The sequence below is a fragment of the Massilia aerilata genome (genome assembly GCF_042656905.1).
In the GTDB taxonomy this organism is placed as follows: Bacteria; Pseudomonadota; Gammaproteobacteria; order Burkholderiales; family Burkholderiaceae_D; genus Telluria; species Telluria aerilata.
The window spans coordinates 346,398-364,690 of record NZ_JBHSMZ010000004.1; the positions used below are offsets into that span (position 1 = coordinate 346,398).

Here is an 18,293-nt window from a genome sequence, read left to right on the forward strand (position 1 = left end):
CACAGTGTAGCCACAGCCTGGGTGGATTGGCAATTTTTGCAAGTGCTGTTGATGCAGGCTGAGTCGGATTCGCCACGCCATGACGGCAAAGCGACGCCATTGCCCGCTACGGGCGTGAATTGCCAGAATGGAGAAGTATTTGCAGGATTAAGGTATAATTTCAATTTCCCGCGCGTGCCGTTCGGCACCATCTGCACAATGACCAAATTCGTATTCGTCACTGGCGGCGTCGTGTCTTCCCTGGGTAAGGGAATCGCGGCCGCCTCCCTCGCCGCGATCCTCGAATCGCGCGGTCTCAAAGTCACCATGCTCAAGCTGGATCCATATATCAACGTGGATCCGGGCACCATGAGCCCGACCCAGCACGGTGAAGTCTTCGTCACCGACGACGGCGCCGAGACCGACCTCGACCTGGGCCACTACGAGCGCTTCATCAGCACCCGTATGCGCAAGGTGAACAACTTCACCACCGGCCAGATCTACGAATCGGTGATCCGCAAGGAACGCCGCGGCGAGTACCTCGGCAAGACCGTGCAGGTGATCCCGCACATCACCAACGAGATCCAGGACTATATCCGCCGCGGCGCCGAAGGCGTGGACGTGGCGCTGGTCGAGATCGGTGGCACCGTCGGCGACATCGAATCGCTGCCTTTCCTGGAAGCCGCGCGCCAGCTGTCGCTGCGCCAGGGCCGCAAGGGCGCCGCCTTCGTGCACCTGACCCTGGTTCCGTACATCTCGTCCGCCGGCGAACTGAAGACCAAGCCGACCCAGCACTCGGTGCAGAAGCTGCGCGAGATCGGCATTTCGCCGAACGCGCTGCTGTGCCGCGCCGACCGCCGCATCCCGGACGACGAGCGCGCCAAGATTTCGCTGTTCGCCAACGTCGAAGAGCAGGCCGTGATCTCGGTGTGGGACGTCGACACCATCTATAAAGTGCCGCAGGTGCTGCAGGACCAGGGCCTGGACGACATCATCCTGGAAGCCCTGGGCCTCGAGGCGCCGCCGGCCGACCTGTCGATGTGGACCAAGCTGATCCATACGCTGGAAAACCCGAAGCACGAAGTGACCATCGGCATGGTCGGCAAGTACGTCGACCTGATCGAGTCCTACAAGTCGCTGACCGAGGCGCTGCGCCACGCCGGCATCCACACCGAAAGCCGCGTCAACATCGAGTACATCGACTCGGAAGAGATCGAGAGCACCGGTTGCGCCCACCTGGCCAAGTACGACGCCATCCTGGTGCCGGGCGGCTTCGGCAAGCGCGGCGTGGAAGGCAAGATCATGGCCGCGCGCTATGCCCGCGAGAACAAGATCCCGTATCTGGGCATCTGCCTGGGCATGCAGGTTGCGCTGATCGAATACGCGCGCCACGTGGCCGGCCTGCCGAACGCCAACTCGACCGAGTTCGATCCGGAAACCGACCAGCCGGTCGTCGCCCTGATCACCGAATGGCAGAACCACGACGGCAAGGTCGAGAAGCGCGACCTGAACTCCGACCTGGGCGGCACCATGCGCCTGGGCGCCCAGACCTGCGCGGTGAACCCGGGCACGCTGGCCGCCGAGATCTACGGCAACGTCGTGACCGAGCGTCACCGCCACCGCTACGAAGGCAACAACTACTACCTGCCGAAGATCGAAGCGGCCGGCCTGGTGGTGTCGGCCCGTACGCCGAACGAAGACCTGCTGGAGATCATGGAGCTGCCGCGCAGTGGAGAACAAGCGCACCCGTACTACATCGGCGTGCAATTCCACCCGGAGTTCAAGTCGACCCCGCGTAACGGCCATCCGCTGTTCACGTCGTTCATCCAGGCGGCCCTGAAGCACCAGGCCGAAAACAGCAACCAGCAGGCCGCGAATACCCCGGCCGTGCAAGGAGATGCAGCATGAAGCTTTGCGGATTCGAAGTCGGCCTCGACCAGCCTGTTTTCCTGATCGCCGGCACCTGCGTGATCGAATCGCGCCAGATGGCGATGGACACGGCGGGCACGCTGAAGGAAATCACCAGCGCGCTGGGCATTCCCTTCATCTATAAATCGTCCTTCGACAAGGCCAACCGCTCGTCCGGCAAGACCTTCCGCGGTCCCGGCATGGAGAAGGGCCTGGAGATCCTTGCCGACGTGCGCAAGGAGATCGGCGTGCCGGTCCTGACCGACATCCACACCGAGGAAGAGATCCCGGTCGTGGCCAGCATCGTCGACGTGCTGCAGACCCCGGCCTTCCTGTGCCGCCAGACCGACTTCATCAACGCCGTCGCGCGTTCGGGCAAGCCGGTCAACATCAAGAAGGGCCAGTTCCTGGCGCCGGGCGACATGAAGAACGTGATCGACAAGGCGCGCGCAGCCGCCGCTGAAGCCGGCCTGCCGGACCAGTTCATGGCCTGCGAACGCGGCGTCTCGTTCGGCTACAACAACCTGGTGTCGGACATGCGTTCGCTCGCCATCATGCGCGAATCGAACTGCCCGATCGTGTTCGACGCGACCCACTCGGTGCAGCTGCCTGGCGGCCAGGGAACCTCGTCCGGCGGCCAGCGCGAACACGTGCCGGTGCTGGCGCGCGCCGCGGTGGCGGCTGGTGTGTCGGGCCTGTTCATGGAAACCCACCCGAACCCGGCCTGCGCGCTGTCGGACGGCCCGAATGCGGTGCCGCTGGGACGCATGAAGGAACTCTTGAGCACGCTGGTCGATATCGACCGCATCGTCAAGAAGGCTGGGTTCATCGAGTCCAACTTTCAATAACATTCGGGGTCAGAGCCCGGTTTTCACGGGTGGGCTCTGACCTCGACTGACTACTCGCCTGCCAACATCGGGCTCTGACTCATCCTGGAACACCGGGGTCAGAGCCCACCCGGATAAACCGGGCTCTGACCCCTGAGGAGACTGAAAAACCATGAGTGCTATCGTTGATATCATCGGCCGCGAAATCCTTGACTCGCGCGGCAATCCGACCGTCGAGTGCGATGTTCTGCTGGAATCCGGCGTGATGGGCCGCGCCGCCGTGCCTTCGGGCGCATCGACCGGTTCGCGCGAAGCGATCGAACTGCGTGACGGCGATCCGAAGCGTTACTTCGGCAAGGGCGTGCTGCAGGCCTGCGAGAACATCAACACCGAGATCAGCGAAGCCATCATGGGCCTGGACGCCAACGAACAGGCTTTCCTGGACCGCACCCTGATCGACCTGGACGGCACCGAGAACAAGAGCCGCCTGGGCGCGAACGCGATGCTGGCCGTCTCCATGGCCGTCGCCAAGGCAGCCGCCGAAGAAGCCGGCCTGCCGCTGTACCGCTACTTCGGCGGTTCGGGCGCGATGCAGATGCCGGTGCCGATGATGAACGTCATCAACGGCGGCGCGCACGCCGACAACAACCTGGACATCCAGGAATTCATGATCATCCCGGTCGGCGCACCGTCCTTCAAGGAAGCGATCCGCTACGGCGCCGAGGTGTTCCACACCCTGAAGAAGATCCTGCACTCGAAGGGTCTGAACACGGCAGTGGGCGACGAAGGCGGTTTCGCGCCATCGGTGGCCAACCATGAAGAAGCCATCAAGCTGATCATGCAGGCGATCGAGCAGGCAGGCTACGAAGCCGGCACCCAGATCGCGATCGGCCTGGACTGCGCCGCCAGCGAGTTCTACAAGGACGGCAAGTACGTGCTGGAAGGCGAAGGCGGCATCCAGCTGAGCGCCACCGACTTCACCAACATGCTGGAAACCTGGTGCGACAAGTACCCGATCATTTCGATCGAGGACGCGATGCATGAGGGCGACTGGGACGGCTGGAAGATCCTGACCGAGCGCCTGGGCAAGCGCGTGCAGCTGGTGGGCGACGATTTGTACGTCACCAACACCAAGATCCTGAAAGAGGGCATCCAGAAGGGCATCGCCAACTCGATCCTCATCAAGATCAACCAGATCGGCACCCTGACCGAGACCTTCGCCGCCATCGAAATGGCCAAGCGCGCCGGCTACACGGCCGTGATCTCGCACCGTTCGGGCGAGACCGAAGACTCGACCATCGCCGATATCGCGGTCGGTACCAACGCCCTGCAGATCAAGACCGGCTCGCTGTCGCGTTCGGACCGCATGGCCAAGTACAACCAGCTGCTGCGCATCGAGGAAGACCTGGGCGACATCGCCAGCTACCCGGGCCGCGACGCCTTCTACAACCTGAAGTAATGTAAGATCGCAGCAATAGAAGATTCCCGTCGGCATCGGCTGGCGGGAATTTTTTCGTATACTCATCATTCATGCGCCTCATTACCCTCGCTCTTGCCGCCTTACTGCTGCTGATCCAGTACCCGCTGTGGCTGGGTAAGGGCGGCTGGCTGAACGTCGGCGAGCTGGAACGCCAGCTCGCCGACAGCCACGCGCGCACCGACCAGCTGAAGGCGCGCAACGCCAAGCTCGACTCCGAAGTGCGCGACCTGAAGGACGGCACCGAAGCGGTCGAGGAACGCGCCCGCTACGAACTCGGCATGATCAAGCAGAACGAGATCTTCGTGCAGGTGCTGCGCAAGGATGAAAAGCCGGCGGTCATGATGACGCCGCCGCCGCCGCCGCGCGAACCGAAGGGCGCGAAGGGCGCCAAGCCCCAGAAGCCGCTCGACGACTGAGTATTTCTCCATGACCGACCAACTGAACACCCTGGAAGCCGTCGCCGCCTGCCTGGCCGCGGCCTTCGAGAGCGGCAACGCCGAAACCATGCGTGCCGCACTGGCGATGGTCGCGGGTTCAAGCGGCCTGCCTGCGCTGGCCGCCGCCGCCAACCTGCCGCGCGCCGAGCTTGCCGAAGCCATGCTGGCCGGCGAGATGAGCCTCGATACCACGCTGGCCATCATGAAGGTCATCGACCTGCACCTGCCCTGACAAGCGCCTGGCTCCGGTTGTCATTTGTTTAAGTTGGAATTAAGTTACCCTCAAGGAATTTTCGAATACAATTGTTTCCCATAAGCCAACTCTTTGGGGGACCTCTTGTATTCCTTGTCTGTTGGGACCGCAGCCCGTCCCGCCTTTGCGTTCGCTGCCGTATGCCTCTTTTCAAGCGGGATGGCGGCCCACGCGCAAGAAGAGGCCGCAGCGCCGAAAGCCATCCAGGTGCAGGCGCGTAAAAACGCCGGGAACCTGCCTTACCGCGCCTTCTTCGACATCCAGAAGCACGTGCAAGGCTACCTCCCGCCCGAACCGCGCATGTTCGACGCGCTGTTTCGCATTTCATTCACCGAATTGCCCATGCCCGAGCGCGAAGCCTACCGGCCGGCGAAATGGGGCGTTTCGATCGTCAGCGATTCGGTCGACCAGACCCTGGAGATCCGGCGCGGCGGCTACTTCCAGTTGCCGGCCAACGCCAAGGCTTACGAAGAGAACGCCACGCTGATGTTCAGCGAACAAAGCCGGCACAACTTCCTGGACGTCGGCTGGGTCGTGCGCATCGGCTCCGAACAGCGCCTTTCGTATGCGGATTTCAGCAAGTCCATGACCGAGCTACGTGCTGTCCAGAAGGCCATGCCCTTCTACCGCCTTTCCATGAAAACCGAAAAATATGCCAAATACGATGGCATCAAAGCCTGCTTCCTCGAACCCGGCGGCGCCTTGCTCATCGACGGCAAGCCGGCCGCCGACGCCACCGTCGGCAACTGCGCCGTGCTGAAATTCGACCCGTCCAGGGCCGCGAGCGGGGCGACGATCGAGTTCAGCGGACCGCTCGACATCGTGACGATCGTCGAGACCGCGCCCTACCTGCCGGCAAGGACATGAAGCAGTTCGGGGCCTTGCCCGCGCTCGCGTGCGCACTGGCCTGGATGTGGACGCCACATGGGGCTGCGCAGAACCAGGCGCCGGCCACCCAGGCCGCCGCGCCGCTCACCGTCAAGGTCAGCGAATCGAAGCAGTTCGGCGAGCTGCCCTACCGTCCCGTGATCGAGAGCTTCCGGCTGCTCCAGTCCTACCAGCCGGCCGAGCCGAGGCTGGTGGACGTGCTGGTGCGCGCAAAATACCCGTTCATGTCGGATGCCGAGCAGGATGCCTATATGCCGCAGCGCTGGGGTGTCGCGATCGTCAGCCCTTCCGTGGACCTGAACGTGCCGGTGCGCCGCGGCGGCTATTTCGTGCTGCCGGACGTGGACGGCGCCTATCGGGAGAAGGGCAGCATTCTGTTCAGGGAGCCGACCACCAGGCCGCTCTACCTGTATTTTTCCCTGCGGGTGGGCGCCGGCCAGCGCATCCGCTATGCCGACCTCGGCAAGGCCTCGGAGCAGATCGATACCTTGCTCGGGAAGATTTCCTATTTCAACCGGCAGCTGCGCCACCTGAAGCGCGACAAGCACGATGCCATCAAGGCCTGCTTCCTCGACGCCAGCGGCGACATCCTCATCGACGGAAAATCGGTGGCCGACGGCAGCATCGGCAACTGCAAGCTCCTCCGGATCGATCCCGAGCGCATGAAGAGCGGCGACGTGATCGAATTTTCCGGACCGCTCGACATCGTGACCTTTGCCGAGAGCGGCCAGCAGGCGGATCCAGCCTGAGCCGCCGGCAGCCGAAGGGCGGCGCCGGCAGCGGAGGCCTGGCGATGCTCAGGCGGCGCTGCCCGCCGACGGCGGCACATAACCCGGCTCGAGCAGGCCCGGCACGGGTTCGCCTTCCAGCACGACGATTTCGCCGATGCTTTGGGCGCGCATGACGATGCGGTCGCCGTTGGCGACGTGGCTGCCGACCAGCGCGATCGGACGGTTGGCGATGGTCGAGGCGTGGCCGGCGCCCGAGACGATCACGCTCTCGCTGCCGTCCGGGTAGCGAACGCGGTCGCCGACGCAGGCGACGTGGAAATCGTCCGCGAACGGGTCATTCGATGCCAGCACAACCTGGCCGCCGCGGCTGGTGCGCGAGCCGACGCTTGCAATCGGATAGCGGGCAAGCACCTTACGCGGAACAGACGGATTTGACTGACCGGGGCAATGCGCCTTTTGTACAAAAGCGACATTGTCCCGGCACCGTGTGTACGGATTCGTACACCGGTCGCCATTGGACCGCGACGTTGATTCACGCCAATTGATTTTTCTCAAGTCGGAAATAAGCGAGGCGGGGATTCAGGGAATTCCGACACCAATCCTTCCGGTTCGGCTTGACGGTCCGGCTGTCGGGTTTTTTCAGTCGATCAGGGTCTTGACCAGCACCTTGCCGTCGCGCGGCGCGCTTTCCTGGCGCAGCATCAGCTGGCTGCCCTTGGCGAACCAGAAGGTCGAGTCCGCGCCCGGGGTGCCGTAGTCGGTGGTCACGATCCAGCAGTCGACCGGACCGGCCGGGCCGGCGATGGTCGCGGAACCGGCCACCTTGAAGCTGTAGCGCTTGGGGGCCGGTCCGCCCGGGTGGTAGAAGTTGATGCTGGCTTCATAGCCCTCGGCCAGCGGCAGCGCCTGCAGGAATTCGATGTCGGTCTCGAAGTTGAAGGTCGGCTCGGGGGACGCCACCGACAGCGCCTTCTGCGCATTGTCCGCCAGGTCGGGCATGCCGCTCACGCGGTCCGGTGCGAAGGTGAAGCCTTCGACCAGCTTCTTGCCGTCGCGCTCGGTGATCCGCACGTGGCTCAGCGGGCGGAAGGTGGCGGTCTCGAACCAGGAGTCGAGGCGCTTGACGGCGGCAGGGGTGGTCGGCGAGGCCATCGCCCCGTCCCAGCGCTGCACGATGTGCATTTGCTGCTTGCCGTCGCGCTGCTCGAAGCGCACTTCACGCGCCCAGATGTCGAGCGGGATGCTGGCGCCGTCGGCGGTGCGGAAATAGCGCAGGTAGTGGTGGGTGCCGGGCTTGACGAGGCTGAAGCGCGGCAGCGCGGCGCCGACGTCGATGCTGGTGACAGCGGCCTGGGCGGAAGTGCACAGGCAGGCGAGGAGGGTGGGAAGAAGGATGCGGCGCATGAAGACCTCGACGGAAAAGGAATACCGCCGAGTATGCCGATAATGTATATGTCAGATCAACAACAAATGGATATGCACGTTTAACTTGGGTTCCCGCCTTCGCGGGAACGACCGCTTACATTTGCAGCGTTTCCAATAGCGCGCGCGCGTCTCCCGGAATCGGCACCGGCCGATTCGTCTCGCGATCGACATACACATGCACGAAATGCCCGGCCGCGGCCGGCATCTCGTCCTCATTGCGATACAGCCCGATCTCGTAGCGCACGCTGGAATTACCCAGCCTGGCCACGCGCACGCCCACGTGCACCGTGTCCGGAAACGCTACCGGGGCAAAATACGAACACCCGGTCTCGACCACGAAGCCGACCGTCCTGCCGCCGTGGATGTCGAGCACGCCCCGTTCGATCAGGAGGCGGTTCACCGCCGTGTCGAAGTAGCTGTAGTAATGGACGTTGTTGACGTGGCCGTAGACGTCGTTGTCCATCCAGCGGGTGGCGATCTCGCAGAAATGCGGGAAGGCGGAGCGGGGCGTGTCGCGCATGCGGACCGGTGATCAGTGCTTCACATCGGACGCCGGCGCAATCGCGTCGGCGGTCAGGTCGGCGGCGAACAGCTGGGCGCAGTCGACCGCGTCGAACTCGTAGTGCTTGCCGCAGAAGTCGCAGTTGATCGCCAGCTGGCCGAGGTCGTGCAGGGCCGAATCGACTTCGTCCTTGCCCAGCATCTTCAGCATGTTGCCGACCTTCTCGCGCGAGCAGCTGCAGTGGAATTCCGGGTGCAGCGGATCGAACACGCGGATCGTCTCTTCCCAGAACAGGCGCCTCAGCAGGGTTTCCACGTCGACGCTCAGCAGCTCGTCCTGCTTCAGGGTGCCGCCCAGCGCCAGCGCGCGGTCCCAGGTCTCGGCGTCTTCCTCTTCGGTCGCCTGGGCCACCTGGCCTTCGACTTCACTGTTGCGCGGCAGCTTTTGCAGCAGCAGGCCGCGTGCGACATTGTCGTCGGCCGCCAGCCACAGCCTGGTGTCCATCTGCTCCGAGCGCAGCATGTAGTTCTCGATGACGGTGGCGATGTCCTCGCCGTGCAGCGGCACCACGCCCTGGTAGGGCTGCTGGCCCGGGACCTTGTCCTTCGGGTCGAGGGTGATCACGAAGCGGCCCTGGCCGCCCACGTTCAGCAGCTGGGTCACCGACGCATCGTCCGGCACCACGGCGCCCGGGCTCAGCTTGGCGGTGGCGCGCAGGTGCAGCTCGGCGTCGCACTCGACCACCAGCAGCTTGACCGGGCCGTCGCCGAAGACCTGCATCACGATCGAGCCGTTGAACTTCAGGTTGGCCGACAGCAGCGCGGCGGCGGCGACCATCTCGCCCAACAAGCCCTTCACTGCCTTTGGGTAGACGTGGCGCGACTGGATCTCGCGCCAGGCGTTTGAAATCTCGACCAGTTCGCCGCGCACGGCGGCGTTGTCGAAGATGAATTTTTGCAGGATGTCCTTGCTGGTATCAGTCGTCATTCTTTATCCGATTTTCTTGAGTTCCGCCTTGAAACGCTGGCCGCGCTCGACATAGCTGGCGGCATTGCCTTGCAGGCGGAGCAGGTCTTCTTCCGTGAGGGTGCGCACTACCTTTGCCGGGGTGCCGAGGATCAGCGAGTGGTCCGGGAATTCCTTCCCCTCGGTCACCAGGGCGCCGGCGCCGACCAGGCATCCCTTGCCGATCCTGGCGCCGTTCAGCACCACGGCCTGGATGCCGATCAGCGAACCGTCGCCGACGGTGCAGCCGTGCAGCATGGCCTGGTGGCCGATGGTGACGCCCTTGCCGATCACCAGCGGGAAGCCCATGTCGGTGTGCATCACCGTGCCTTCCTGCACATTGCTGTTTTCGCCGACCGTGATGCGCTCGTTGTCGCCGCGGATCGTCACCCCGTCCCAGACCGATGCCTTCGCTGCTATCGTCACCTTGCCGATCAGATTGGCCGAATCGGCGACGTAGGCGGAAGCGTCGATCTCGGGCGCATGTTCGCCCAGCTGGTAAATTGCCATGGATGTGCTCGCGGAAGATTGTAAGGTTGAGGTGGTATGCACGCTATTTTACGCCCTCGCGCCAGCTGTCGTCCGGCAAGGGGCTGAGATGGGGGCGCCCTTCGGCAAATCAAGCCGCTTGTGCTTATAATGCGAACGCCCGTTCGATTTTCTCTTTAGCCAAGCCATGACACCTTCCCGTTCCGAATTCCTCAGCATCCGCGGTCTGCGCTCCCACGTCCGGCACTGGGGCAGGGAAGGCGCGCCCAAGCTCTTCATGGCGCATGGCTGGATGGACATGTCGGCTTCCTTCCAGTTCGTGGTCGATGCGCTGAAGGGCGACTGGCATGTGATCGCCCACGACTGGCGCGGCTTCGGCCTGTCCGAGCGCGCGGGCACGGACACCTACTGGTTCCCGGACTACTTTGCCGACCTCGACGCCATCCTCGACCATTACGCGCCGGGCGAGGCGGTCAATCTGCTGGGCCACAGCATGGGCGGCAATATCGTCAGCGTGTATGCCGGCGTGCGGCCGGAGCGCGTCGCGCGCCTGGTCAACCTGGAAGGCTTCGGCCTGGCGGCAACGAAACCGGAATCGGCGCCGGGACGCTACGCCGGCTGGCTGGACGAGCTGAAGTCGCCGCCGGGCATGCGCCCCTACGCCAGCCTGGACGAGGTGGCCTCGCGCCTGCAGAAAACCAATCCGCGCCTTTCGCTCGACCGCGCCGCCTTCCTGGCCCCGCACTGGGCCGCGCAGAACGACGAGGGCCAGTGGGAAATCCTGGGCGACCCGGCGCACAAGATGCGCGGCCCGCTGCTGTACCACGTCGAGGAGGTCCTGGCTTGCTGGCGCCGCGTCACCGCGCCCGTGCTGTGGGTCGAGGCCGAGCACACGAACATGTGGATGTGGATGGGGCCGAAGGAGCAGGCGCGCGCCGAAGTCGAGCGCCGCATGGGGCACCTGGCGAAGGTGACGCCGCGCATGATGCCGGAGGCGGGGCATATGCTGCATCATGACCAGCCGGCGTTACTTGCCGGGATGATCGAAGAATTCCTCGCGGTTTGATGGTAGGGTGGGCACCCTGTGCCCACGCGGACCCATGCCGTCGTGATCGGTCCGATCCGGTTACAATGAAGGCATGCTCAAAGTCGACCTCCACTGCCATTCCAGCGTCTCCGACGGCGTGCTCGCACCCGCCGCCGTGGCGGCCTATGCCCGCAAGGGCGGGGTCGATGCGTGGGCGCTGACCGACCATGACGAGATCCGCGGCACCAAGGCCGCGCGCGAGGCGGCGTCGGCGCTGGGCATGCGCTTCGTTCCGGGCGTCGAGATCTCCGTGACCTGGGGCGGGGAGACCGTGCACGTGGTCGGCCTGCAGGTGAACGAGGACGAGCCGGCGCTGGTGCAGGGCCTGGCGGCCACGCGCGCCGGACGCGACGCGCGCGGGCGCGAGATCGCGGCCCAGCTGGAACGGGCCGGCATCCCGGATGCCTACGAGGGCGCCCTCAAATATGTCGGCAACCCGGACCTGCTGTCGCGCACCCATTTCGCGCGCTACCTGGTCGAGACCGGCGCCTGCAACACCACTTCCGACGTCTTCCGCAAATACCTGACCGAAGGCAAGCCGGGCTACGTGCCGCACCGCTGGGCCAGCCTGGCCGAGGCGGTCGGCTGGATCCGCAAGGCCGGCGGCGTGGCCGTGATCGCCCACCCGGGCCGCTACCGCTTTTCGCCGGTGGCGGAAGGGGCGATGTTCGACGAATTCAAGCAGCTGGGCGGCAAGGCCATCGAAGTGGTCACCGGCAGCCATACGCCCGACCAGTACGAGACCTATGCCGAAGCGGCGCGCCGCTACGGCTTCCTGGCCTCGCGCGGCACCGATTTCCATGCGCCGGGCGAGTCCCGGATCGAGTTCGACAAGCTGCCGCCGCTCCCGGCGGGCGTCACCCCGGTATGGCACGACTGGTTTTAAGCAAGGGCCGCATATGACCCAATACTTCGAAATCCACCACGATAACCCGCAACCGCGCCTGATCCGCCAGGCCGCCCAGATCATCCAGTCGGGCGGCATCGTCGCCGCGCCCACCGATTCGGCCTATGCGCTGGTCTGCCGCCTCGACGACAAGGCCGCGGTCGAAAAGCTGCGCCGGATCCGCGGCGTGGACGAGAAGCACCACCTGACCCTGCTGGTGCGCGACCTGTCGGAAATTTCGACCTATGCGCGCGTCGACAACCGCCGCTACCGCCTGCTGAAGGCCGTCACGCCCGGTCCGTACACGGTCATCCTCGACGCCACCCACGAGGTGCCGCGCCGCCTGTCTCACCCTTCGCGCAAGACCATCGGCCTGCGCGTGCCCGAGAACGCGATCCTGCTGGCGCTGCTGGAGGAACTGGGCGAAGCGCTGATCGGCACCACCCTGCAGCTGCCCGGCGACGACCACATGCTGTCCGATCCGGAAGAGGTGAGGGAGCGTCTCGGCAAGCAGCTCGACCTGGTGATCGACGGCGGCGCCGGCACGCTCGAACCCACCACCATCGTCGACCTGACCGGCGACGAGCCGGTGCTGCTGCGCGAAGGCCGCGGCGATCCGGCGGCGTTCGGGCTCTGATCCGTCGGCTTCGGTTCGTCTGTTAGAATCCCTGTATGGATGAACAAATACGTAACCTCGCAGTCTATGCACTGCCCGTTCTTTTTGCGATCACGATGCACAACGCCGCCCAGGCGTATGCCGCAAAATACTTCGGCGACATGACGGCCTTCGCGGCCGGCCGTGTCACCACCAACCCGCTGGCCCACATCGACCCCTTCGGCACCGTGATCCTGCCGGCGCTGCTGTACCTGACCACCGGCTTCGCGTTCGGCTATGCCAAGCCGCTGCCGATCGACTATGGCCGCCTGCGCAAGCCGAAGCGCGACATGGCCTTCGTGGCGCTGGCCGGCACCGCGGCCAACTTCGGCATGGCGCTGCTGTGGCTGCTGCTGGGGATGTTCCTCGACTACTTCGGCGTCACCGAACCATTCCCGAACCGTGTTGCCCAGGCAGGTGTCCTCACCAACCTGGTGCTGCTCGCTTTCAACCTGTTGCCGATCCCGCCGATGGATGGCGGCCGCGTGCTGTTCAGCCTGCTGCCGAACAAGCTGGCCTATAAATTTGCGCGCATCGAGCCCTACGGCTTCTTCATCCTGCTGGGCCTGATGCTGCTGAAGCTGCTGCCCTACTGGGTGATCCCGGTGATCGCGGTGGCGCAACTGCTGCTGCAGGTGATCGTCTACCCGCTCAGCGCCATTCTCAGCTGATCCAGGCGGCTAGCCATGTTTCCTGAGCGCGTCGTTTCCGGCATGCGCCCCACCGGGCTCATGCACCTCGGCCACTACCACGGGGCCCTGAAGAACTGGATCCGCATGCAGTCCGAGCTGCCCTGCCTGTTCTTCGTGGCAGACTGGCACGCGCTGACCACGCACTACGACGACCCCGGCATCATCGAAAAGAGCACCTGGGACATGGTGATCGACTGGCTTGCGGCCGGCATCGACCCCTCGCAGGCGACCATCTTCATCCAGTCGCGGGTGCCGGAGCACGCCGAGCTGCACCTGCTGCTGGCTATGGCCACGCCGCTGGGCTGGCTGGAACGGGTGCCGACCTATAAAGACCAGATCGAGAACCTGGCCAGCCGCGACCTCGCCACCTACGGCTTCCTCGGCTATCCGCTGCTGCAGGCCGCCGACGTGCTGATCTACCGCGCGACCCAGGTGCCGGTGGGCGAAGACCAGGTGCCGCACGTCGAGATGATGCGCGAGATCGCACGCCGCTTCAATCACCTGTACGGCAAGGAGCCGGACTTCGAGCGGAAGGCGCTCGACGCGGTGAAAAAACTCGGCAGCAAGCGCGCGCGCCTGTACACCGAGCTGCGGACCGCCTACCGCCAGGAAGGCGATGACGCCGCCCTGGCGCAGGCGCGGGCGATGCTGGACGATGCCGGCAGCCTGTCGAACATCGACCGCGAACGCCTGTTCGGCTACCTCGAGGGCAGCCGCAAGATCATCCTGGCCGAGCCGCAAGTCAAGCTGACCGAAGCCTCGCGCCTGCCGGGCCTGGACGGCCGCAAGATGAGCAAGAGCTATGGCAACTCGGTCTCGCTGCGCGAGGATCCGGCCTCGGTGGCGAAGAAGATCCGCACCATGCCGACCGACCCCGCGCGCGTGCGCCGCAGCGACCCGGGCGACCCGCTCAAGTGCCCGGTGTGGCAGCTGCACGAGGTCTATTCGAGCGGCGCCACCCGCGACTGGGTCATGCAGGGCTGCACCAGCGCCGGCATCGGCTGCATCGAGTGCAAGCAGCCGGTGGTCGACGCCGTGCTGGCCGAGCAGGAACCCATGCGCGAACGGGCCCAGCAATACCTGGACGACCCCACGCTGGTGCGCGCGATCGTCGCCGACGGCTGCGAGAAGGCCAGAAGGCTGGCCCAGGAAACCATGCGCGACGTGCGCGAGGCCATGGGCCTCAGTTATGGCTGATCCTCGTATGGCTGAGGTTTCCCCCTGGGTCGCCCGCTGGGCGCCGCTGATCCGCCCGGGACAGGCGCTCGACCTCGCCTGCGGCAGCGGCCGCCATGCGCGCCTGCTGGCCTCGCTCGGCCACGCCGTGACCGCCCTCGACCGCGACGCCCAGGCCTTGCTTGGGGCCGCCGGGCAGGGCATCGTCACGGTCCAGCACGACCTGGAAGCGCCGGGCGCCGGCTGGCCCTTCGCGCCGGGCAGCCTGGCCGGCATCGTGGTCACCAATTACCTGCACCGGCCGCTGTTCGGCCGGATCGCCGCGGCGCTGGCGCCGGATGGCGTGCTGATCTACGAGACCTTCGCCCGTGGGAACGAAATCTTCGGCAAACCGTCGAACCCGGACTTCCTGTTGAATCCGGGAGAGCTGCTGGAACTGGCCGCGCGCGGCGCTTTGCGGGTGCTGGCCTATGAAGACGGCGTCGTCGACCTGCCCAAGCCGGCGCGCGTGCAGCGGCTGTGCGCGGTGGGGCAGGGCTTCGACCTGGGGGCGGCCAGGCTCGATCGGGTGAATTTGTAACCGAGCTGTAACCGATCCATTTATCTAAAGTGGAATGAACCATAACCTCGGGCTATCCAGTACAATCGAATTTTTATTTATTAACGGCACGGTCCACTGATTATGATTAAGGGCAGCATAGTAGCAATCGTCACTCCGATGTTTGAAGATGGCAGTCTGGACAAGGACAGCCTCCGAAAACTGATCGACTGGCATGTTGCGGAAGGCACGGACGGCATCGTCATCGTCGGTACGACCGGCGAATCGGCGACCGTCAGCCCGGAAGAGCACTGCGAACTGATCAGGCTGACGGTCGAGCACGTCGCTGGCCGTATTCCGGTGATCGCCGGCTCGGGTGGCAACTCGACCGCGGAAGCGATCGCACTGACCCGCCATGCCAAGGATGTCGGCGCCGACGCCTCGCTGCAAGTGGTTCCGTACTACAACCGTCCGACCCAGGAAGGCATGTACCGGCACTTCAAGGCGATCGCGGAAGCGGTCGACCTGCCGGTGATCCTGTACAACGTGCCGGGCCGCACCGTGGCGGACATGAGTAACGAGACCGTGCTGCGCCTGGCGCCGATCGAGAACATCGTCGGCATCAAGGATGCGACCGGCAACATCGGCCGCGGCGCCGAGCTGCTGCGCGAGATCGACCGTTCCTTTGCCGGCGGTAAATCCTCGTTCGGCGTGTACTCGGGCGACGATCCGACCGCGATGTCGCTGATGTTCATGGGCGGCGCCGGCAATATCTCGGTGACGGCCAACGTCGCGCCGCGCGCCATGCACGAACTGTGCGAGGCGGCGATGGCGGGGCAGGTTGCCCGTGCCGTGGAAATCAATAAGCGCGTGCTGTCGCTGCACGCGAAGCTGTTCGTAGAACCGAATCCGGTCCCGGTCAAATGGGCGCTGGCTGAAATGGGCAAGATGCCGGCGGGCCTGCGCTTGCCGCTGGCGCCGCTGTCCGCGCAATACCACGACACCGTCCGCGCAGCGTTGCGCGAATCGGGCGTACTTTGATAGCTTCAGACTCAGAACACATGATGAATCGCAAGATCAAGACTCACCACGCTACCCGCACCGTCGCTCTGACCGCCCTGGCATTCAGCCTGGCAGCGTGCACGACCGTGTTCGAATCGGACAAGGTGGACTACCGCGCCGCCAAGAAAGCAGCGCCGCTCGACATCCCGCCGGACCTGACCCAGCTCCAGAAAGACAACCGCTACGCCGTGCCGGATGGCCGCGGCGTCGCCACCGCCTCCGGCTTCCAGCAGGCGCGCGGCACCCCGGCTGCGCCGGCCGTGGCAGGCAGCGCAGTGGGCCCGGTCCCGACCGAGGCCGTGCACATCGAGCGCGCCGGCAACCAGCGCTGGCTGGTGGTCAAGCAGACCCCGGAACAGCTGTGGCCGCAGCTCCAGGCCTTCTGGCCAAGCGTCGGCTTCGCAGTGGAAACCGAGAATGCCCAGACCGGCGTCATGGAAACCAACTGGGCCGAGAACCGCGCCAAGATCCCGCAGGACATCATCCGCCGCACCATCGGCAAGGTCTTCGATTCGGCCTACTCGACCGGCGAGCGCGACAAGTTCCGCACCCGCCTCGAGCGCCGTCCCGACGGTTCGACCGAGATCTACATCAGCCACCGCGGCGCAGAGGAAGTCCTGGTCGGTCCGCAAAAGGAAACCACGACCTGGACCGTGCGTCCGACCGACCCGGGCCTCGAAGCCGAGTTCCTGGGCCGCCTGATGGCCCAGCTAACCGGCGGCACCAAGCCGGCGGACGTGAAGCAGGCCACCGCCGCCGTCGTCAACGCCGCGCCGGAAGCCCAGCACGCCAAGCTGGAAAACGGCAAGGTCGTCGTCGACGAAGGCTTCGACCGCGCCTGGCGCCGTGTCGGCCTGGCGCTCGACCGCGTCGGCTTCACCGTCGAAGACCGCGACCGCGTGCAGGGCATCTACTTCGTGCGCTACGTCGATCCGGACAAGGTCGCAAAGGACGGCTTCTTCAGCAAGCTGTTCGGCAACGAAGACAAGAACAAGGAAGCCCAGCGCTACCGCGTGCTGGTCTCCGCAGTGCCGAACGCGGTCACGACGGATATCAGCGTGCAGACCAATGACGGCAAGCCGGAAACCTCGGACACCGGCGCGAAGATCCTGAAGCTGCTGGCGGACGAGCTGAAGTGATCGGGATGGGTTCCTGATGAAAAACCGGCCTTGCGGCCGGTTTTTTTATTCCCTGCGTAAATACGCCTATTCGCGAAAGCGGGAATGATTTCCAAATCTGCAGGCGTAAAAAAACCGGCCCGCAGGCCGGTTCTTTTTGAAGTAATACAGATTACTTCGAAGCAGCCGGAGCAGCAGCAGCGGCAGCAGCGTCAGCAGCAGCCGAAGCGGCCGAAGCAGCAGCCGAAGCGGCCGAAGCAGCAGCGTCAGCAGCAGCCGGAGCAGCCGGAGCGGCGGTAGCGTCAACCGGAGCGGCCGGAGCAGCAGCCGGAGCGGTGGCTTCAGCAGCCGGAGCAGCCGGGGTCACGGTGGTTTCTTCTTTCTTCGAGCAAGCAGCCAGAGCAACGGCCAGCAGGGAGACGATCAGCAGAGATTTTTTCATGGTTTTTCCTTAGTTAATTCAAAAGGTAAGTACGTCTAATGCGATGAATAATTACCGGTAATTATCGCTCGTTAGGAATTACCGTAGCGGAATCTTCCTAACCCGATATTATAGCCAAATTTACTGAATCGCAATAGAAAACACATGCTATCCTGAAACGATTGTAGGTAACAACAACATTCATATTGTTACAACTTGTAACAGTACCATATGTATCAGTTTCACAGGAAAATTCAGTATCAAAGGCCGGTTACGGTGGCATGCAGGCCGGGCTGAGATTCCTCCCAGATTGCCGCAAAACGCCCACGCGGCACTTCCGTTTCTTGCGGTGCATCAAACGCCGCTTCGCCCCGCAAATGGTCGCTGTGAAAGCGCCGCACCAGATGCACGCCGTCCGCAATGCAGAAGGAGTCGGTGAGCTGGCGGATCCCGCGATTCGTGACCCGGCATTCGATCCGGTGCCCATGTTCGCGCAGCAGGCGCAAAAACCGCGGCCAGTTGCGCTCGATGTGCCTGGGATCGTGCATTGCGAGGCGCAGAGTACCACTACCGCGGAGAAAGTGGCGCAGGATTGCATCGACGTCCGCTTCGCCCAGCACGAACAGCGAAAAATCCGGATCGAACAACTCCAGCGAGACCTGCGCGCGCTCCAGCACCGCGCGCAGCTGGCGCTGGAACTCGGCCCGGGTATCGAAGCGCAGGATCTCCGTCAT

22 protein-coding genes are annotated in these 18,293 nt (G+C 64.4%); 15 read left to right on the top strand and 7 right to left on the bottom strand.

From position 1 onward, the window contains the following. The first annotated feature begins 198 nt into the window (after window positions 1-198). From ACFPO9_RS06345 to ACFPO9_RS06375, 7 genes are all read left to right on the top strand, one after another. Window positions 199-1,887, top strand: coding sequence for a CTP synthase (locus ACFPO9_RS06345; protein WP_379768558.1), 1,689 nt, complete (start codon window positions 199-201; stop codon window positions 1,885-1,887). Next, window positions 1,884-2,735 carry a 3-deoxy-8-phosphooctulonate synthase gene (gene kdsA / locus ACFPO9_RS06350; RefSeq protein WP_379768560.1) on the top strand — a complete coding sequence of 284 codons (852 nt, stop codon included), beginning with the start codon at window positions 1,884-1,886 and terminating at the stop codon, window positions 2,733-2,735. Before ACFPO9_RS06345 ends, kdsA begins: the two co-directional genes overlap by 4 nt. A gap of 151 nt (window positions 2,736-2,886) precedes the next feature. Continuing rightward, window positions 2,887-4,173, top strand: a complete 1,287-nt coding sequence (gene eno, locus ACFPO9_RS06355; protein WP_379768562.1) for a phosphopyruvate hydratase — start codon at window positions 2,887-2,889, stop codon at window positions 4,171-4,173. A gap of 71 nt (window positions 4,174-4,244) precedes the next feature. After that, a complete protein-coding gene (gene ftsB / locus ACFPO9_RS06360) occupies window positions 4,245-4,610 on the top strand; it encodes a cell division protein FtsB (RefSeq protein ID WP_379768564.1) in 366 nt (121 codons plus the stop codon). Window positions 4,611-4,620: 10 nt separating this feature from the next. After that, entirely contained in the window at window positions 4,621-4,863 is a 243-nt protein-coding gene (locus ACFPO9_RS06365; RefSeq protein WP_379768566.1) for a hypothetical protein, read from the top strand. A gap of 180 nt (window positions 4,864-5,043) precedes the next feature. Then, window positions 5,044-5,751: a hypothetical protein gene (locus ACFPO9_RS06370; RefSeq protein WP_379768568.1), complete on the top strand. Its 708-nt coding sequence runs from the start codon at window positions 5,044-5,046 to the stop codon at window positions 5,749-5,751. Further along, window positions 5,748-6,521, top strand: coding sequence for a hypothetical protein (locus ACFPO9_RS06375; protein ID WP_379768570.1), 774 nt, complete (start codon window positions 5,748-5,750; stop codon window positions 6,519-6,521). Before ACFPO9_RS06370 ends, ACFPO9_RS06375 begins: the two co-directional genes overlap by 4 nt. Before the next feature lie 48 nt (window positions 6,522-6,569). Here ACFPO9_RS06375 and ACFPO9_RS06380 read toward each other — a convergent pair whose 3' ends face one another. From ACFPO9_RS06380 to ACFPO9_RS06400, 5 genes are all read right to left on the bottom strand, one after another. Beyond that, entirely contained in the window at window positions 6,570-6,914 is a 345-nt protein-coding gene (locus ACFPO9_RS06380) for a PAAR domain-containing protein (protein WP_379768572.1), read from the bottom strand. A 228-nt stretch (window positions 6,915-7,142) separates the two neighbouring features. Continuing rightward, on the bottom strand, window positions 7,143-7,907 hold the full coding sequence (locus ACFPO9_RS06385; protein WP_379768574.1) for a DUF3108 domain-containing protein: 765 nt from the start codon (window positions 7,905-7,907) through the stop codon (window positions 7,143-7,145). Between the two features lie 115 nt (window positions 7,908-8,022). Then, complete coding sequence (locus ACFPO9_RS06390) at window positions 8,023-8,448, bottom strand: acyl-CoA thioesterase (protein ID WP_379768576.1); 426 nt, start codon at window positions 8,446-8,448, stop codon at window positions 8,023-8,025. Window positions 8,449-8,460: 12 nt separating this feature from the next. Then, complete coding sequence (hslO, locus tag ACFPO9_RS06395; RefSeq protein WP_379768578.1) at window positions 8,461-9,417, bottom strand: Hsp33 family molecular chaperone HslO; 957 nt, start codon at window positions 9,415-9,417, stop codon at window positions 8,461-8,463. Window positions 9,418-9,420: 3 nt separating this feature from the next. Next, the gene (locus ACFPO9_RS06400; protein WP_379768580.1) at window positions 9,421-9,945 is read right to left on the bottom strand and encodes a gamma carbonic anhydrase family protein; all 525 of its coding nucleotides are present in this window, start codon (window positions 9,943-9,945) and stop codon (window positions 9,421-9,423) included. A 166-nt stretch (window positions 9,946-10,111) separates the two neighbouring features. On the opposite strand from ACFPO9_RS06400, the gene ACFPO9_RS06405 reads away from it, so the two are divergent. The 8 genes from ACFPO9_RS06405 (at window position 10,112) to bamC (ending at window position 17,159) form a co-directional block, all read left to right on the top strand. Then, entirely contained in the window at window positions 10,112-10,990 is an 879-nt protein-coding gene (locus ACFPO9_RS06405) for an alpha/beta fold hydrolase (RefSeq protein WP_379768582.1), read from the top strand. A gap of 73 nt (window positions 10,991-11,063) precedes the next feature. Then, window positions 11,064-11,897, top strand: a complete 834-nt coding sequence (locus tag ACFPO9_RS06410; RefSeq protein WP_379768584.1) for a 3',5'-nucleoside bisphosphate phosphatase — start codon at window positions 11,064-11,066, stop codon at window positions 11,895-11,897. 13 nt (window positions 11,898-11,910) lie between these two features. Continuing rightward, entirely contained in the window at window positions 11,911-12,534 is a 624-nt protein-coding gene (locus tag ACFPO9_RS06415) for an L-threonylcarbamoyladenylate synthase (protein ID WP_379768586.1), read from the top strand. Between the two features lie 35 nt (window positions 12,535-12,569). Further along, complete coding sequence (locus ACFPO9_RS06420; RefSeq protein ID WP_379768588.1) at window positions 12,570-13,223, top strand: site-2 protease family protein; 654 nt, start codon at window positions 12,570-12,572, stop codon at window positions 13,221-13,223. 15 nt (window positions 13,224-13,238) lie between these two features. Continuing rightward, window positions 13,239-14,441: a tryptophan--tRNA ligase gene (locus ACFPO9_RS06425; protein ID WP_379768590.1), complete on the top strand. Its 1,203-nt coding sequence runs from the start codon at window positions 13,239-13,241 to the stop codon at window positions 14,439-14,441. 7 nt (window positions 14,442-14,448) lie between these two features. Continuing rightward, on the top strand, window positions 14,449-15,000 hold the full coding sequence (locus tag ACFPO9_RS06430; RefSeq protein WP_379768592.1) for a class I SAM-dependent methyltransferase: 552 nt from the start codon (window positions 14,449-14,451) through the stop codon (window positions 14,998-15,000). 102 nt (window positions 15,001-15,102) lie between these two features. Continuing rightward, the gene (dapA, locus tag ACFPO9_RS06435) at window positions 15,103-15,999 is read left to right on the top strand and encodes a 4-hydroxy-tetrahydrodipicolinate synthase (RefSeq protein WP_379768594.1); all 897 of its coding nucleotides are present in this window, start codon (window positions 15,103-15,105) and stop codon (window positions 15,997-15,999) included. 23 nt (window positions 16,000-16,022) lie between these two features. Continuing rightward, a complete protein-coding gene (gene bamC / locus ACFPO9_RS06440; RefSeq protein ID WP_379768596.1) occupies window positions 16,023-17,159 on the top strand; it encodes an outer membrane protein assembly factor BamC in 1,137 nt (378 codons plus the stop codon). Window positions 17,160-17,310: 151 nt separating this feature from the next. On the opposite strand, the gene ACFPO9_RS06445 is transcribed toward bamC, so the two are convergent. Together ACFPO9_RS06445 and ACFPO9_RS06450 are read right to left on the bottom strand one after the other, a co-directional pair. Continuing rightward, entirely contained in the window at window positions 17,311-17,580 is a 270-nt protein-coding gene (locus ACFPO9_RS06445; protein ID WP_379768598.1) for a hypothetical protein, read from the bottom strand. Between the two features lie 239 nt (window positions 17,581-17,819). Further along, the gene (locus ACFPO9_RS06450; RefSeq protein ID WP_379768600.1) at window positions 17,820-18,293 is read right to left on the bottom strand and encodes a DUF7931 domain-containing protein; all 474 of its coding nucleotides are present in this window, start codon (window positions 18,291-18,293) and stop codon (window positions 17,820-17,822) included.

Excerpts from the sequence above, each read along its gene's own strand:
- ACFPO9_RS06345 (WP_379768558.1), top strand. The coding sequence starts at position 199 with ATGACCAAATTCGTATTCGTCACTGGCGGCGTCGTGTCTTCCCTGGGT.
- kdsA (WP_379768560.1), top strand. The coding sequence starts at position 1,884 with ATGAAGCTTTGCGGATTCGAAGTCGGCCTCGACCAGCCTGTTTTCCTG.
- eno (WP_379768562.1), top strand. The coding sequence starts at position 2,887 with ATGAGTGCTATCGTTGATATCATCGGCCGCGAAATCCTTGACTCGCGC.
- ftsB (WP_379768564.1), top strand. The coding sequence starts at position 4,245 with ATGCGCCTCATTACCCTCGCTCTTGCCGCCTTACTGCTGCTGATCCAG.
- ACFPO9_RS06365 (WP_379768566.1), top strand. The coding sequence starts at position 4,621 with ATGACCGACCAACTGAACACCCTGGAAGCCGTCGCCGCCTGCCTGGCC.
- ACFPO9_RS06370 (WP_379768568.1), top strand. The coding sequence starts at position 5,044 with ATGGCGGCCCACGCGCAAGAAGAGGCCGCAGCGCCGAAAGCCATCCAG.
- ACFPO9_RS06375 (WP_379768570.1), top strand. The coding sequence starts at position 5,748 with ATGAAGCAGTTCGGGGCCTTGCCCGCGCTCGCGTGCGCACTGGCCTGG.
- ACFPO9_RS06385 (WP_379768574.1), bottom strand. The coding sequence starts at position 7,907 with ATGCGCCGCATCCTTCTTCCCACCCTCCTCGCCTGCCTGTGCACTTCC.
- ACFPO9_RS06390 (WP_379768576.1), bottom strand. The coding sequence starts at position 8,448 with ATGCGCGACACGCCCCGCTCCGCCTTCCCGCATTTCTGCGAGATCGCC.
- hslO (WP_379768578.1), bottom strand. The coding sequence starts at position 9,417 with ATGACGACTGATACCAGCAAGGACATCCTGCAAAAATTCATCTTCGAC.
- ACFPO9_RS06400 (WP_379768580.1), bottom strand. The coding sequence starts at position 9,945 with ATGGCAATTTACCAGCTGGGCGAACATGCGCCCGAGATCGACGCTTCC.
- ACFPO9_RS06405 (WP_379768582.1), top strand. The coding sequence starts at position 10,112 with ATGACACCTTCCCGTTCCGAATTCCTCAGCATCCGCGGTCTGCGCTCC.
- ACFPO9_RS06410 (WP_379768584.1), top strand. The coding sequence starts at position 11,064 with ATGCTCAAAGTCGACCTCCACTGCCATTCCAGCGTCTCCGACGGCGTG.
- ACFPO9_RS06415 (WP_379768586.1), top strand. The coding sequence starts at position 11,911 with ATGACCCAATACTTCGAAATCCACCACGATAACCCGCAACCGCGCCTG.
- ACFPO9_RS06420 (WP_379768588.1), top strand. The coding sequence starts at position 12,570 with ATGGATGAACAAATACGTAACCTCGCAGTCTATGCACTGCCCGTTCTT.
- ACFPO9_RS06425 (WP_379768590.1), top strand. The coding sequence starts at position 13,239 with ATGTTTCCTGAGCGCGTCGTTTCCGGCATGCGCCCCACCGGGCTCATG.
- ACFPO9_RS06430 (WP_379768592.1), top strand. The coding sequence starts at position 14,449 with ATGGCTGAGGTTTCCCCCTGGGTCGCCCGCTGGGCGCCGCTGATCCGC.
- dapA (WP_379768594.1), top strand. The coding sequence starts at position 15,103 with ATGATTAAGGGCAGCATAGTAGCAATCGTCACTCCGATGTTTGAAGAT.
- bamC (WP_379768596.1), top strand. The coding sequence starts at position 16,023 with ATGAATCGCAAGATCAAGACTCACCACGCTACCCGCACCGTCGCTCTG.
- ACFPO9_RS06445 (WP_379768598.1), bottom strand. The coding sequence starts at position 17,580 with ATGAAAAAATCTCTGCTGATCGTCTCCCTGCTGGCCGTTGCTCTGGCT.
- ACFPO9_RS06450 (WP_379768600.1), bottom strand. The coding sequence starts at position 18,293 with ATGACGGAGATCCTGCGCTTCGATACCCGGGCCGAGTTCCAGCGCCAG.